We start from the raw sequence: 13,312 nt of genomic DNA on the forward strand, positions 1-13,312 counted from the left end.
GCGGCTCCCTGTTGTTATCGCAACGCGATTGCAAACGTGAGCCGCGGGTATTCGTAATGCGAACCAATATCAATGTCGCGGCACTTTGGCCAAAAGCCACGATGGGCAGACATTTTTACAGTAAGATCGAAATTCGACCCGACGATAATGGCGGAAATGCTGGAATTCCTCGTCCATTTTCATCAACATTGGGGTATTATTGGGATAACAATAAATTGCCCCAACCCTCGAGTTGGCTTCCGCATTTCATGTCGCGCGAAATGTATTGCGCCGAAGAGGCAAAGAAAATTGCGTGCCTGCGATCACTTAAGGATACAACGGCAAGCGGACTTCAATCGTGAAGCCTCCTTGCGTCGGGCGCACGGCCGCTACGCCGCCATGCGCCGTCGCGATAGCTGCCACCATACTCAGCCCGAGTCCATGCCCTGGAGAGCTTCGGCTGCGATCGAGGCGCACAAGCCGATCGAAAATACGCGCATGATGTTCTTGCGGAACACCTGGGCCATTATCCGTCACCCGAATGACCGCTTGGCCATTTTCGCAGCAAACGGCAGCCTCGATTATCGTTCGGTCAGGTGTATGCACCATCGCATTATCGAGCAAATTGCCGACCATGCGCTGCAATAGGGCCCTGTCGCCGAGAAGCTGCGCAGAACTGACCTCGATATCCAGCGCTCGGCCCGAATCCTCGACAGCAGGGCGATGGGCTTCGGCGATGTCGGAAACCGCCTTGGCCAGGTCCACAGGTTCGAACCGGTTGCGCACGGCCTGCCCGTCCAGTTCCGACAGCGCCAACATCCCAGCGAACAGTTCCAGCATCGTATCCATTTCGATCAACACCGAAGCCAGACCCTCCTTCTTCACGGGGTCTGTCTCTGCCCTGTCCATCCTCTCGATATGCGAGCGTATCCGGCTGAGCGGTGTTCGCAGGTCATGCGCAAGCGCCGTGGAAACCTCTCGCAGATTGGTCAAAAGTGCCGCGATGCGATCCAGCATTTCATTGACGATGGCGGAAAGCCGGTCAAACTCGACCCCCGATCCGTCCAGCGGCATTCGCTCTTCAATTCGTCCTGCTGTGACAGCAACCGCCAGCCGCTCGAAGGCCTGCACCCGCCCACGGAATACGTGGATCAAAGCGTAAGTCGAAAGCGCACCGATCAGCAGGATCGCACAAAACGCCATCACGAACAGATGCTCGATCCGCGCGTCGATGCGATAAATCACGATCCGATCCGCCGCGACGACAAGCCGCCCGCCGCTGCCGGTCGCCACGTTCACACCCTGGGCGATTCCCTGCGAGCCATCCGCCCGAGAGAAATGGATGAACTCGGTATACCCGGCCTTGGGAATAGCGGCGTTCAGATCGCCTGCCACTCGCCGCCCGTCGGCATCGGTGACGATGTAGGCCATGATCGGCCGCATCGCCCCCGCATGGGCCGCGACATAGCTGATACCGTCGGTTCTGCGGGCACGCACCGCCATGACAAGCGCCTGAGAGCCGCCCTGTTTCTCGATATCGAGCAGGTTGCGGATTTCGAGCTGAATCTGGGCATCGAGGCGCCTTTCCAACTCGTGATGGACAAGGCGCAAGGTGGTGTCGCCCAGTATCGCTGTCACCAAGGCCGCCGCAATAGCGAACAGAACCGTCAAACCGCGGAACGTACGCGGCAAGGCCCATATACGGTGCAACAACAAGCCCACCTTACTCCTCTGCATCGGCCAGGATGTAACCTGCCCCCCGCACCGTCCGGATCGCGTTATAGTTTCCACGTTCGTTCAGCTTGCTGCGCAATCGGCTCATATGCGTTTCGACGATATTCGTTTGCGGGTCGAACCCGAAATTCCAAACGCGATCCAGCAGCATCGTCCGGCTCAGAACACGGTCGGCACTGCGCATGAGTTGCTCGAGCAGGCTGAACTCACGCGGCTGCAGATCAACCACGCCGCCTGCTCGCCAAACCTGCCGACGACGAAGATCCATCCTGATGTCACCGACTTCCAGCACGTCCACAGATGCAGTAATCGGGGGACGCCGGGCAAGCGCATTCAGCCGCGCCTCGAATTCCGAGAAAGCAAACGGCTTGACGAGATAGTCGTCCGCGCCGGCCTGCAGCCCTTCTACGCGATCCTCGATACCGCCCAGCGCTGTCAACAGCAGAACCGGCGTCTGGCACCCCTCCTTGCGCGCGCGGCGCACGACCGACAACCCGTCGAGTCCGGGCACCATGCGGTCGATGACAGCAACGTCCAGCGCTGTATCCATCAGGATTGCATAGGCATCGTGCCCGTCGCGGCTTCGATGGACCTTGTGTCCGGCCTCTCCCAATCCTGAAATAATGAATGACGCGAGTTCCTCATCGTCCTCGAGCACAAGCACATTCACTTGAAACAGACCTTTTCCCTGAACCTGAGCAGAAGATTGGGAAAATATTGGGACGAGCACAAATTACCCCAACATCACATCCGCAACATCGCCACAGCTGTTTCTGCCGGATAGTCTGCCATCATGCAAATGCAACGCAATAGTTTTGAGGGCGCCACATCTCTGCCTCCCGTCGTCCTGGCAACGGATAGGGCGCCTCGCTACCGACGCAATCCAACGCCTCGACGGCCAGAGGCCCAAATGCCTTTGACGCGCATGAATCGGCTGGCAGCCGTCGAACGAGGCATCGTTGCCGTCTTGCGAGGCAAAAAATCGGGCAGCTTCGACGACGATGCCATGCTGGTATTCAGCATCTTGCGAAACATGGCCAGCAATCAGAAAATCGTCATCGCGCCGCTGGACTGCGCCTTTCTGTCCGAGGGAGAAGCCACCATCCTCGCCATATTGACGATGTTGCAGCGCAAGAAAGATGTCTACGATTTCGGGATGGGCCCAGATTTCATGTCCTGGTCGCTCAAGGCCTGCGACTTTCTCGACCGGCAAAACAAGACGCTGGACTGGAGAAATTTCTCCCGCTTGGCAAGAATTACATAAATCTTCCCGCACCCTGGCTTTTGGTGCGGAGAAGGATCGGAACGGTTTCGACGAGCCTGAGCGACCGCACCATCGCTGCGGTGCTGTTTTTGTACTTGAGAAAGTGCGGCGATTTCAAATGCGCCTCATAGGCGGCTTGATCGGCATAGACTTCAACAATGCGAATCTGAGCCGGATTGCCCTTCACCGAGACGGCATTCAGTGAAAGCACGCCCGGCTCCAACCGAACCGCAGCCTCGATCTCCTCGCTCAGGAGTGCCTTATAGGTATCAAGCTGGGCTGGATCGATGTCCAGTTCCGCGATGCGAACGATGGGCTCGCACACCGGTTCCGCCATGGCACTGCTTCCTGACAAGGCCAGCGCAATCGCGCCGACGAATGCTGCGAATATACGCGCCGGCCGGGTGATCACCACCTAGACGCCCGCGTCCTCAAAAGCCTGTTTCAGGATCGGTAGCGCCGTCATCGCAGGCGGCCATCCGGCATAGAAGGCGATCTGGGTGACGGCCTCGACGATCTCGTTCTTGGTTACACCGTTTTCGAGCGCCTTCTTGATGTGGAAAGGCATCTCGTTGATGCGGTACATCGCGATGAGGCAGGTGATCGTCACCAGACTGCGGTCGCGTGGCTTCAGCGCCGCGTTCTCCCAAACGTCGCCGAACAACACCTTGTCAGTTATCTCGGCGAGGTGCGGCGCAATGTCGCCAAAGGATTTGCGGGCGTTGGTAGGTTCGATGGGCATCGTTTCTGCTCCTGCAGTGAGTGGCCATGGCATGGTCGTCATGGCGGCCATAAAGATAGCGGTTCGCCGGCTGAACTGGGCGGCCAGCGTCATCAGTGCGCGGTAAAGCCGCCGTCAACCGGCAATGCGACGCCAATCACAAAGCTGGCTGCCGGACTGCACAGCCACAACACGGCGGCGGCAATTTCGTTGGAATGGCCGAGGCGGCCGATCGGCTGCTCCCTCATGATATCAGCCATGGCCCCGGGTTGCCCGGCCAGCATGTCCTGCACCATCGGCGTATCGATCGTGCCGGGGCAGACGGCATTGATGCGGATCCCGCGCGGCGCATATTCGACCCCGGCGCTACGGGTCATACCGATCACCGCGTGCTTGGTGCCGTGATAAGCGGCGCGCTGCGGCAGGCCGACAAGACCACCGAGCGACGAGCAATTGACGATCGCGCCGGAGCCTTGCCCACGCATCACCCGCAACTCGTGTTTCATGCAGGCCCAGACACCGCGCTGGTTTACAGCGGTGACGCGCTCGAAGTTCTCAAGCGGTTCGTCGGCCGCGTCAGACGGCGGCACCTGTATTCCGGCGTTGTTGAACGCCATGTCGAGCCGGCCATAGCGTGCGACCGCAAGGTCGATCATCGCTGCCACCTGGCCCTCGTCGACGACATCGCAAGTCGTCTCAATTGCAATGCCACCCTCGCTGACGATCCGCTGCGCCTCATGAGCGGCCAGCTTGCCATCGATATCGGCCAACACTACCGACGCGCCATTTACGGCAAACGCGCGCGCTGCGGCCAGCCCCATGCCCTTAGCCGCGCCGGTCACCAGCGCGACCTGCCCTTTGAAATCATAAACAGGGTTCATGGATCAGCCTTCATCTTTATTCGTGCCCCTGGGCCCCGGACCGTAGCCCGGCACCTTGGTCAGCGTGCTCCACCTGCGCTGAATGTCCGGATCGTAGACAAGCGAGAACCATTGATCGGGCTGGATTTCCTCGAAGCCAACAGACACCGCCTCATCCCCGTAATTCAGGATGCGGGTGATATCGCTGACGATCGCAGCGGACAGATCCCACTTCTGCACGTCGGACTTGCCGGGGTAGAGCTTCACTACGACATGGGGCATGCGCTCAGTCGCTGGCCAGGGGAGCGAAATACTCTTCGTCCGTCACCTTCTCCATCCAGACGACGTTCTTGCCGTCGACCATGTCCTGGATGGCAATATGCGTCATGCCCTCGTGCGCGGTGGCGCCGTGCCAATGCTTATGATCGGCCGGACACCACAGGATATCGCCGGCATGGAACTCGTACTTCCCACCACCCTCGATCTGGGTCCAGCCCACACCTTCGGTCACGATCAGCGTCTGCCCGGCAGGATGCGTGTGCCAGGCACTACGTGCGCCGGGCTCGAAATGGACGATTCCGCCACTGATACGAGACGGGTCCGGGCGTTGGAATTGCCCTGTGATCGTGACCTTACCGGTGAAGTATTCAGATGGTCCGTCGACGGACTTGAGGTCATCCTTGCGTGAAATGTCCATGGTGGTCGGTCCTTTCTGCGCCGATGCAGCGCCTGCGACCGACATGAGACCGGCAAGAAAGATTGCGCGCTCGATCATGATGGCCAGCATCCAGTTCGCGATCGTTCGTCCCGAGCGATCGACATGACGCTTATCTAGGCCACCCGGACGAGCAGGATTAGCGCCCCGGCACGCAATGAACTGATGAATGTAGCTCAACAGCGTGGTAGTCTGGACCAATGCAGATAAGTCGTGCCGACCTCGCGGATTTTCTCTACTTTCTCGCCATTGCGCGGCACGGTAATTTCCGACGAGCGGCCCTGGAAATGGGCGTTACCGCCTCCGCGCTGAGCCACGCCATCTCCGGACTGGAGGCGCGGCGGGGTGTGCGATTATTGAATAGAACCACAAGAAGTGTGACGCTTACCGCCGCCGGCGAGGAACTTCGGACCTCGATCGAGGGGCCATTGCAGACCGTCAACGATGCGGCAGAAAATCTCAACCGTTTCCGCGATACGCCGACCGGCCGGGTCAGGATCAACGTCCTCGAAGATGCAGTGCCGCTTCTGCTTGGGCCTGTGATGCCCATCTTCGTCGACCGCTATCCGGAAGTAGAAGTCGACATCAGCGTCAGCAATCGGTTGACAGATGTCATCGCCAGCGGCTTCGACGCGGGCATACGGTACGGTGGCACGGTGCCGGAAGATATGATCGCGCAACGCCTCTCGCCCGACATCCGCTGGGTCGCAGCGGCATCGCCGGCCTATCTCGAACGCTTCGGCACGCCGGTCGTCCCGCAAGACCTCCAGGATCATCGCTGTATCCGCATCCGCCTGGGCAACGATCAAGTATACGACTGGGAGTTCGAGCGCGGCGAGGAAACAGTCTCCGTGACAATGCCCGGTCCCTTGACCGTTGACAGTAGTCACCCAGCCTTAAGCTTTGGCCTTGGCGGCGCCGGTATAATTTACGGTGCAGAGCCGATAGTCCGGCCTTATTTGCAAAGCGGCGCGCTGCATCTCGTGCTGGGTGATTGGGCATCTATGGGCGAAGGCTTTCACGCATATTACTCCGGGCGTCGCCAAGTACCGACCGCCTTGCGGCTTCTCATCGATCTCATCCGAGAATTAGACCCCCTAAAATGAATATCCTATGGATAGGCGTAGCCGGATAACGGCTGTCGATACAGCATTACGGGATGAGACGATCCGCGCGGAGCCGTTCGAATAGCGCGTAAAAAGCGTCATCGGTCGCCTGATATGCCGTGAAGCCGAGCCGCCGGCTTTTTGACATATCCGTCACGACCTCAATGGGGCGGCCAAGATCGGCATCGGTGTGCCAGGGCGATGCGAGGCGCGACAGATCCGGCTCATTCAGACCTTCACGCTCGGCGATCGCCCGCCAGTTATCGGCATCATTCGCCATCTGCTCTTCCAATGGCCGGACGGTTCCATCAAATGGCTCTGCTCCGATGCCGAACCAGGCTGCGATACGCCCCCACATCCACTGCCAGCGGAATACATCGCCATCGACCACGTTGAAGTCTTCGTTGTGGGCAGCCTCGGTCTCCGTCGCCCACAGCAGATGACGCGCCAGTTGCCCGGCGTCGGTCATGTCGGTCAGGCCGTTCCACTGGGCCGCCGAACCCGGGAAGATAAATGGCCGGCCGGTATCTCGGCACAGGGAAGCATAGACCGCCAGGGTCGTTCCCATATTCATGGCGTTGCCAACCGCCTTGCCGATGACCGTATGGGGGCGATGAACGCTCCAGGTAAAACCATCGCGCTGTGCCGCCGCAAACAGTTCGTCTTCCTGAGCATAGTAGAAGTTCTCGATATCGAGCCGACTCTGCTCTTCACGGAAGGGCGTCTGAGGCAAGGTGCCCTTACCGTATGACTCGAACGGCCCTAGGTAATGTTTGAGCCCGGTGACCAGCGCGATGTGACGGCGGTCGGATGCCTTCGGCAAGCCGGCGAGCAGGTTGCGAACCATGGCACCATTCACCCGGATGTTTTCAGCCTCGCTGTCCTGGCGTAACCAAGTGGTGATGAAGACCGCATTAGGTTCGATCTGCGCCAGAGCTGCAGAAGTACCCTGTGCATCCTGCAGATCGGCGAGGATGGGAAGTACGCCGTGTTGCTCGACCGGGCGCCGGGACAGCCCATAAACCGTCCAGCCCTGCTCGACTAACAATGCGGCCGTCGCGCTTCCCACGATACCGCTAGCGCCCACTACCAATGCGGTCTTCGCCATGATCATCACCTTCGTCTCGTTCAAGAGCAACGCAACTAGGCACGATGTGCGTTTGGTTCTAGACGGCACCAAATAGGTCACTAGGCACCAAGAGGTAACCAGCCATGCTCCCCGGCACCGCAGAAGAAGAATGGCGCGAGGACTGCGCACCGCGCCGTGTCCTGTCGCTCTTCGCGACCAAATGGACCAGCATGGTGCTGCACACCTTGCATGCGCGCCATGGTGGCGCTTGCCGCACTGGGGTGTTGCAGCGAAGCCTTCCGGGCATCTCCAAGAAGATGCTGACGCAGACTCTGCGCGATATGGAAGAAACTGGCCTGCTCAGCCGTCATGTCCAGAGCGCTATTCCGCCGGCGGTCGAATACCGCCTGACTGCGCTGGGCATGCGTTTCGTTGAGCCGGTCGAATTGCTTTATGCATGGGGGCGTGACAATCCCGATGCGCTCGATCAGCTTGGGACCAGGCCAACGAGCAGGCGAAACTGACATCCTCAGTCGCGGATTGATCGAGGTGATGATCATGGTCGCGACTGAGGAAGCGTCGCAGCGCCGGTTCATGTCTTACAAGACCGCTGAAAATCTCTGTCGTGCGATCTCAGCAGCCAGCGGGTCCGACCCTTCCAAGACGCTCGGCACCCAAATCTCGCTCCCTACGTGCAGACAGTCCGCTAATCCGGCAGGTGTCGGCCAGATTACCCCGTTCAGCGTTGCCGCCTCGAATGCCACGGGTTGGTGGGACCTGCCGTTTAGTCAGTTTGCGCGATCATCGGGCTAGGCGATTGTGTTGGGAGATGCAGTCCACGAATGCACGGACCTTTGGGACGCGATAGCGGCTAGCGGGCCAGAGCATCGTCACGACGCCTTTCTGTTCAACGTCTCCATGCAGGATGGAAAGAAGTGCGCCGCGTTTCAGCGCGTCGCGCACGAGAAACTCAGGAAAGCATCCGATCCCGGTCCCGGCGAGTGTAAGGTCCATCAAGGCATCGATGATGCTGGCGGTCAGACTTACGGGCACGCGAAAATCCGGCGCCGATCGCAAGGTCCAAGGGATGAGTCGTCCCGACGAGAAGCGTTGTCGCAGGCAAACATGGTTCGTCAGATCCTCGGGCGAGGTCGGCATGCCGCGCCTAGCTACGTAGGCGGGCGACGCGACGAGCTGCCAGTGGAATTGGCCCAGGGGCTTATGCAGAAGCCGGGAATCGCCCGTGGAGCCCGTGCGGATTACGACGTCGAACCCCTCCTCGATCACATCGACGATCCGGTCGCTGTAATCGAGTTCGAGCTCCACCAGCGGATAGGTCTCGACGAATGTCGCCAAGGCGTCCGTCAACAACTCCCCAGTGACCGGCAGGCTGACCTTCAGCCGGCCGCGCGGCGTACCCGATGCCTCCGCCAATTCAGCTTCCCCGGCTTGAAGCTCGTCCAGCATCCGCCGCGCACGGACTAGAAAGAGCCCACCTGCCTCCGTCAGGGAGATTGTGCGGGTGGTGCGATGAAAGAGCGTCGTAGCGAGCTGGCTCTCCAGCCGGGCGATCGTCTTGCCGATCGCTGATGACGAAACCCCGAGCGCTTGCCCAGCCGCTTTGAAGCTGCGCGCATCTGCTGCCGCGACAAAAGCGCGGAGCGATATGAGGCTATCCACCGGCTCGCTCATTAGATCCATAACCTCTGCAATGATCGGAATTGCAGCCTATCAATCTTCACTGAAACTTGCACTAGATAGCCAGGCCTATCCGCAACACGTTCAAGGATTGGCTATGTCCGACCTATTCTCACCCTTTGATCTTGCCGGCACGAAGCTCTCTAACCGCATCGTCATGGCGCCAATGACCCGCTCTCGCGCTCCCGATGACATCGCCACCGACAGGATTGCGCTCTATTACGCTCAGCGCGCGACGGCTGGCCTCATCGTGAGCGAGGGCACGCCGATTTCGCGCGAGGGTCAGGGTTATCTCTTCAACCCCGGCATCTTCTCCGCCAAGCAGGTCGCAGGCTGGCGGTTGACGACCCAGTCCGTCCATGCTCTGGGCGGGCGGATCTTCGCCCAACTCTGGCACGTCGGGCGCGTGTCACATCCTTCGATCCAGGAGAATGGTGCGACGCCCGTGAGCGCCAGTTCGAAGATCGCGAACGGCGCCACGGCATTTGGTTATGACGAAGACGGCAAGCCGGTCCCGCGCCCTCTGGCCACCGAAGAAATCGCCCGCGTGGTGGCTGACTTCGCCGATGCCGCCGCCAATGCGGTGGAAGCCGGCTTCGACGGCGTCGAAATCCACAGTGCCAACGGTTACCTGTTCGAACAATTCCTCAACCCGACCGTGAACGATCGTACCGATCGCTATGCCGCCGACACGATAGAAAACCGCCTGCGCTTCGTCTTGGAGGTTGTCGACGCGGTGATCGCGCGGATCGGCGTGGCGCGGGTCGGCATCCGCCTCTCGCCGTTCGGCAAGCTGTTCGACATGGCCCACCACAACGAGATCGAAGAAACCTATGCGGCCCTGATGCAGGCGCTTGGCGAACGGAAGCTCACCTACGTTCACATCATGGACCAGTCCGGCTTCTTCTACGACGAGGGCTCGGCCGTGCCAGTGTCAGACCGGATCCACGCTCTCATCCGCGACGCCCGACGGCATCTCCCGGCGACGGCGATCATTCTGGCCGGTGGCATGACGCGCGAACGCGCCGAAGGCCTGATCGAGGATGGCACGATCGATCTGGCTGCCTTTGGCCAGCCCTTCATCTCCAATCCCGATTTAGTCGCTCGCCTTCAGAATGGCTGGCCACTGACAGCGAGCGATCGCGATACCTATTATGGTGGCGGAGCCGAGGGCTTCATCGACTATCCGGCCTTCGAAGCAGCCTGAACCACAAGCCGGTCGGGTCTGTCCCGACCGGCCATCGCTTGCGCGACTACAAACTGTCGTCGGATCCGATGGCTCGATAGAGAGTGATCCGATTTCCGACATCGGTGAGGGTCGTGGCAAGCATCAATCCCCCCAATCCCCAGTTCCGATGGGATCAGTCGCACAATGTCAAACGCTCCTTCGCGCTTCGCATCTGTGCCGTCACGGTGCTTTCTTACACCCCAGCGAGGACGCTCAGATCGCCATTTCGCCAGACATTGTCGACGACTACCCGCTGGATAACCCAGGCGTCGCCATTGCGGGACAGGTCGACGTCGTAACGATTTTTCATCATGTAATGCCGCGAGTGATCGTCCTGCGGCACATGCTGCGCCTCGACCAGTGCCTCCATTCTTGCGGTATCGCCCTCCAGCCACACACGCGGATTGCTGACCGTATGGGTCGTGTCGATCCCAGCGAGCGAAGCGGACAGCGCCGAGACCAGCGTATCGCGCCCTTGCAGCACGGGATATTCGAAGCCCGCCTTCGCCGCCGCTGGCCTGAAATCTGAGATCGCGTCTTCCGCTAGGGACGACGCCAGCAGATCCTGGTCGCGCAGATCGATGCCCGCAGCATAGCGATAAAGCGCATCGGCCACGGCGAGAGTCTCGGCGGTGGGGGAATTGGAGGTCATTGTCATATCCTTGGAACTTGGGGAGGTGGGGCCGTGGGTCAGTTCGGGATTCTTGAGATGCTGGTATCCGCGATCGTCTCAGCGAAACCGCTGCCGAACAGGCCGGCAGGTGTTTGGAACCCAGGTCGAGTTTCGCCCGCGAGCACCCGCCGCGCAGCCTCGGCTGCCGCCATCGGCGTGAAGGTGTAGCCGTTGACCGTCTCAAGGCGATGCCGGGTCACCGCGCCATCGGCCCCGGTCACTTCAGCCACCGCCGCATAGCGATTGGCCGCGCGTTCGGCTTCGGTGGGGCCGTCTGGAAGCGCCGTCAGATCGCCGCCGGGAAACGCATTGTCGGTTACGTGCGCGAACGTCTCGATGTTGGGGACCTGCGTCTCTCGCCAGATCGTGATCAGGTCGGGCAATGTCAGCGGAAAGGAGGCGGCCAGGCCGTTGCCGAAGTCGAACTCGTGCAGCGCGGTGGCATTGCTCGGGACGAGTGCTCCGTCTTCCCGCACGAGGAGGTCCACGGTCACATTCTCGGTAGCGCTGATCGCCGAACCACGCGACATCGCGCCGGAGACCATGAGCGCTATGCGGATGCGTGTCGGCTCTGGCACAGTCTCGATCGCCCGCGCCGCCAGGCAGCCGAGCATTGCGACGCTGCCGCCGCTCCCCGGCAATAGCATGACGCTACGCGCGGCGGCTTCTTCGTCGAGCTTCTCCGCCAGACGATAGCTGTCCAGTTCGGCTGCGATGTCGAGATAGTGAACGCCGTTGCGGATCGCCGCACGCATCAGCGGCTCGGCAGTGCGCAGGAAGGGGCCGGCGCAGTTGAGCAGGACCGTTACGCCCGAAAGCGCTGCGTCGATAGCTGCCGGGTCGTCGAGGGTGAAGGCTCGCGTTTCGCCGTCCAGCCCAGCCAACGCCGCGGCATCGCGGCCACCAAGGACCGGATCGAGCCCGGCGGCCTTTGCATAGCTGGTGGCGAGGCGCGCGGTGTAGCCCGTAGCGCCGTAGATCATGAGCCGGCTCACGACGCCTGCTGCCAGCTCTTGAACACGAATTCGAGGCTGTAGCCATCGGGGGCGAGTACGTTCGCGGCATAATAGCGGGGATCGTAAGGGAGCCGCGCACCGGGTGCTCCCATGCCTCCGCCTGTAGCTTCGGTGGCACCGGCGGCGACTGCGGCGGCATAGGCGGCATCAACCTGTTCCCGCGAATCCGCGACGAAGCCGATATGGGCAGCCCGTCCTTCGACCACGCCCGGTCGCAGCCAGAAGAAGATGCGTCCGTTGCAGCCAAGGCCCTTGAGATCGGGATGGCCCGCCGGAGCGTCCTTGCCATCGTAATCGACGCGATCAGTGATGCCGAGCGGCGCGAGTGCCCGCGTGTAAAAGGCGATGGAGCGGTCGAGGTCGGCGACCGATATGAAGACATGATCGAGCATTTCTGATCTCCTGTTCAGATGACGTAACCGCCGGCGACTTCGATCGTCTGCGCGTTGATCCAGCGGTTGGCGTCCGACAGCAGGCTGGCAATGGCGTCGCCCACATCGTCAGGCTCCCCGACCCGCCCAAGCGCGGTCTGCGCGGCCAGTATCGCTTCGAATTCATCGTTGAGACCGCCGCCCAACTCTGTGCGAATGGCGCCCGGCGAAACAGCGTTGGCACGGATGCCGCGATCGCGGAACTCCTTCGCCATATAGCGCGTGAGCACGTCGAGACCGCCCTTGAATGAAGCATAGGGTGCCACGCCCGGCGTCGCCACGCGCGTGGTTGCGCTGGTCAGGTTCACGATCGCGCCGCCATCGGCAAGCAGCAGCAACAGCATCTGGGTGAGGAAGAACGGCCCCTTGAGGTGGACAGCGAACAGGCCGTCGAATTCGGCTTCGCTCACGCTGGCGATCGGGTTGAACAGGCCATAGCCGGCATTGTTGACCAGGTGGTCGAAGTCGCCGCGGCCCCAGAGCTTCGACAGGGCGACGACGACATCATCCCGAAAGCCGGGAAAGGAGGCGACATCGGCGACGTCGAGCTTGAGCGTGACAGCCTTGCCGCCGTTCGCCTCGATCGATTGAACCACCTCGACCGCCTGCTCCGGATTGCGGTTATAGGAGAGGATGACGCCCTGGCCCTGCGCCGCGCAAGCTATGGCGGCGGCGCGACCGAGGCCGCGGCTACCGCCAGTGATGATCGTAATCTTCATGGGGGTGCTCCGCTGTTTTTCGTGTGGTCTTGAGATAGCTGTCCGGCCAGTTAGCGGCTGCGCCCGATCCTCCCTCGATTTTGCCTATTCCTGCTTTGC

17 protein-coding genes are annotated in these 13,312 nt (G+C 60.9%); 4 read left to right on the plus strand and 13 right to left on the minus strand.

All coding sequences use genetic code 11. From position 1 onward, the window contains the following. Nucleotides 1-306 precede the first annotated feature (306 nt). Nucleotides 307-1,701: a sensor histidine kinase gene (locus tag AC3EC3_RS13020; RefSeq protein WP_488490041.1), complete on the minus strand. Its 1,395-nt coding sequence runs from the start codon at nucleotides 1,699-1,701 to the stop codon at nucleotides 307-309. 1 nt (nucleotide 1,702) lies between these two features. Continuing rightward, entirely contained in the window at nucleotides 1,703-2,383 is a 681-nt protein-coding gene (locus AC3EC3_RS13025) for a response regulator transcription factor (RefSeq protein ID WP_488490042.1), read from the minus strand. A 255-nt stretch (nucleotides 2,384-2,638) separates the two neighbouring features. Between AC3EC3_RS13025 and AC3EC3_RS13030 the strand changes: the two genes are divergently transcribed. Further along, on the plus strand, nucleotides 2,639-2,977 hold the full coding sequence (locus AC3EC3_RS13030; RefSeq protein ID WP_488490043.1) for a hypothetical protein: 339 nt from the start codon (nucleotides 2,639-2,641) through the stop codon (nucleotides 2,975-2,977). Here the strand turns inward: AC3EC3_RS13030 and AC3EC3_RS13035 are convergent. Genes AC3EC3_RS13035 through AC3EC3_RS13055 form a run of 5 tightly spaced genes read right to left on the minus strand, consistent with a single transcriptional unit; the run spans nucleotide 2,970 to nucleotide 5,474 of the window. Next, a complete protein-coding gene (locus AC3EC3_RS13035) occupies nucleotides 2,970-3,392 on the minus strand; it encodes a putative quinol monooxygenase (RefSeq protein ID WP_488490044.1) in 423 nt (140 codons plus the stop codon). The two genes, AC3EC3_RS13030 and AC3EC3_RS13035, sit on opposite strands and share 8 nt — an antisense overlap. Continuing rightward, nucleotides 3,393-3,812 carry a carboxymuconolactone decarboxylase family protein gene (locus AC3EC3_RS13040; RefSeq protein WP_488490045.1) on the minus strand — a complete coding sequence of 140 codons (420 nt, stop codon included), beginning with the start codon at nucleotides 3,810-3,812 and terminating at the stop codon, nucleotides 3,393-3,395. Next, nucleotides 3,812-4,579 (minus strand): SDR family oxidoreductase, encoded by a 768-nt coding sequence (locus AC3EC3_RS13045; RefSeq protein WP_488490046.1) that lies wholly within the window; start codon nucleotides 4,577-4,579, stop codon nucleotides 3,812-3,814. The genes AC3EC3_RS13040 and AC3EC3_RS13045 overlap by 1 nt, the downstream gene beginning before the upstream one ends. Nucleotides 4,580-4,582: 3 nt before the next feature. After that, nucleotides 4,583-4,840, minus strand: coding sequence for a tautomerase family protein (locus AC3EC3_RS13050; protein WP_488490047.1), 258 nt, complete (start codon nucleotides 4,838-4,840; stop codon nucleotides 4,583-4,585). Between the two features lie 4 nt (nucleotides 4,841-4,844). Beyond that, the gene (locus tag AC3EC3_RS13055; protein WP_488490048.1) at nucleotides 4,845-5,474 is read right to left on the minus strand and encodes a (R)-mandelonitrile lyase; all 630 of its coding nucleotides are present in this window, start codon (nucleotides 5,472-5,474) and stop codon (nucleotides 4,845-4,847) included. Between AC3EC3_RS13055 and AC3EC3_RS13060 the strand changes: the two genes are divergently transcribed. Beyond that, the gene (locus AC3EC3_RS13060) at nucleotides 5,474-6,379 is read left to right on the plus strand and encodes a LysR family transcriptional regulator (RefSeq protein ID WP_488490049.1); all 906 of its coding nucleotides are present in this window, start codon (nucleotides 5,474-5,476) and stop codon (nucleotides 6,377-6,379) included. The two genes, AC3EC3_RS13055 and AC3EC3_RS13060, sit on opposite strands and share 1 nt — an antisense overlap. A 46-nt stretch (nucleotides 6,380-6,425) precedes the next feature. Here AC3EC3_RS13060 and AC3EC3_RS13065 read toward each other — a convergent pair whose 3' ends face one another. After that, nucleotides 6,426-7,487 (minus strand): SDR family oxidoreductase, encoded by a 1,062-nt coding sequence (locus AC3EC3_RS13065; RefSeq protein ID WP_488490072.1) that lies wholly within the window; start codon nucleotides 7,485-7,487, stop codon nucleotides 6,426-6,428. A 104-nt stretch (nucleotides 7,488-7,591) separates the two neighbouring features. On the opposite strand from AC3EC3_RS13065, the gene AC3EC3_RS13070 reads away from it, so the two are divergent. Next, the gene (locus AC3EC3_RS13070; protein ID WP_488490050.1) at nucleotides 7,592-7,972 is read left to right on the plus strand and encodes a winged helix-turn-helix transcriptional regulator; all 381 of its coding nucleotides are present in this window, start codon (nucleotides 7,592-7,594) and stop codon (nucleotides 7,970-7,972) included. A 277-nt stretch (nucleotides 7,973-8,249) separates the two neighbouring features. On the opposite strand, the gene AC3EC3_RS13075 is transcribed toward AC3EC3_RS13070, so the two are convergent. Next, nucleotides 8,250-9,140 carry a LysR family transcriptional regulator gene (locus tag AC3EC3_RS13075; protein WP_488490051.1) on the minus strand — a complete coding sequence of 297 codons (891 nt, stop codon included), beginning with the start codon at nucleotides 9,138-9,140 and terminating at the stop codon, nucleotides 8,250-8,252. 103 nt (nucleotides 9,141-9,243) lie between these two features. On the opposite strand from AC3EC3_RS13075, the gene AC3EC3_RS13080 reads away from it, so the two are divergent. Next, nucleotides 9,244-10,353, plus strand: coding sequence for an alkene reductase (locus AC3EC3_RS13080; protein WP_488490052.1), 1,110 nt, complete (start codon nucleotides 9,244-9,246; stop codon nucleotides 10,351-10,353). 214 nt (nucleotides 10,354-10,567) lie between these two features. Here the strand turns inward: AC3EC3_RS13080 and AC3EC3_RS13085 are convergent, their stop codons facing one another. The 4 genes from AC3EC3_RS13085 to AC3EC3_RS13100 are packed head-to-tail and all read right to left on the minus strand — an operon-like array spanning nucleotide 10,568 to nucleotide 13,213. Further along, on the minus strand, nucleotides 10,568-11,026 hold the full coding sequence (locus AC3EC3_RS13085; RefSeq protein ID WP_488490053.1) for a nuclear transport factor 2 family protein: 459 nt from the start codon (nucleotides 11,024-11,026) through the stop codon (nucleotides 10,568-10,570). Nucleotides 11,027-11,064: 38 nt separating this feature from the next. Continuing rightward, entirely contained in the window at nucleotides 11,065-12,042 is a 978-nt protein-coding gene (locus AC3EC3_RS13090) for a saccharopine dehydrogenase family protein (protein WP_488490054.1), read from the minus strand. Then, nucleotides 12,039-12,455 (minus strand): VOC family protein, encoded by a 417-nt coding sequence (locus AC3EC3_RS13095; RefSeq protein ID WP_488490055.1) that lies wholly within the window; start codon nucleotides 12,453-12,455, stop codon nucleotides 12,039-12,041. Before AC3EC3_RS13095 ends, AC3EC3_RS13090 begins: the two co-directional genes overlap by 4 nt. 14 nt (nucleotides 12,456-12,469) lie before the next feature. Continuing rightward, entirely contained in the window at nucleotides 12,470-13,213 is a 744-nt protein-coding gene (locus tag AC3EC3_RS13100) for an SDR family NAD(P)-dependent oxidoreductase (protein ID WP_488490056.1), read from the minus strand. Nucleotides 13,214-13,312 lie beyond the last annotated feature (99 nt).

It is taken from the genome of Novosphingobium sp. BAM6 (assembly GCF_057784955.1).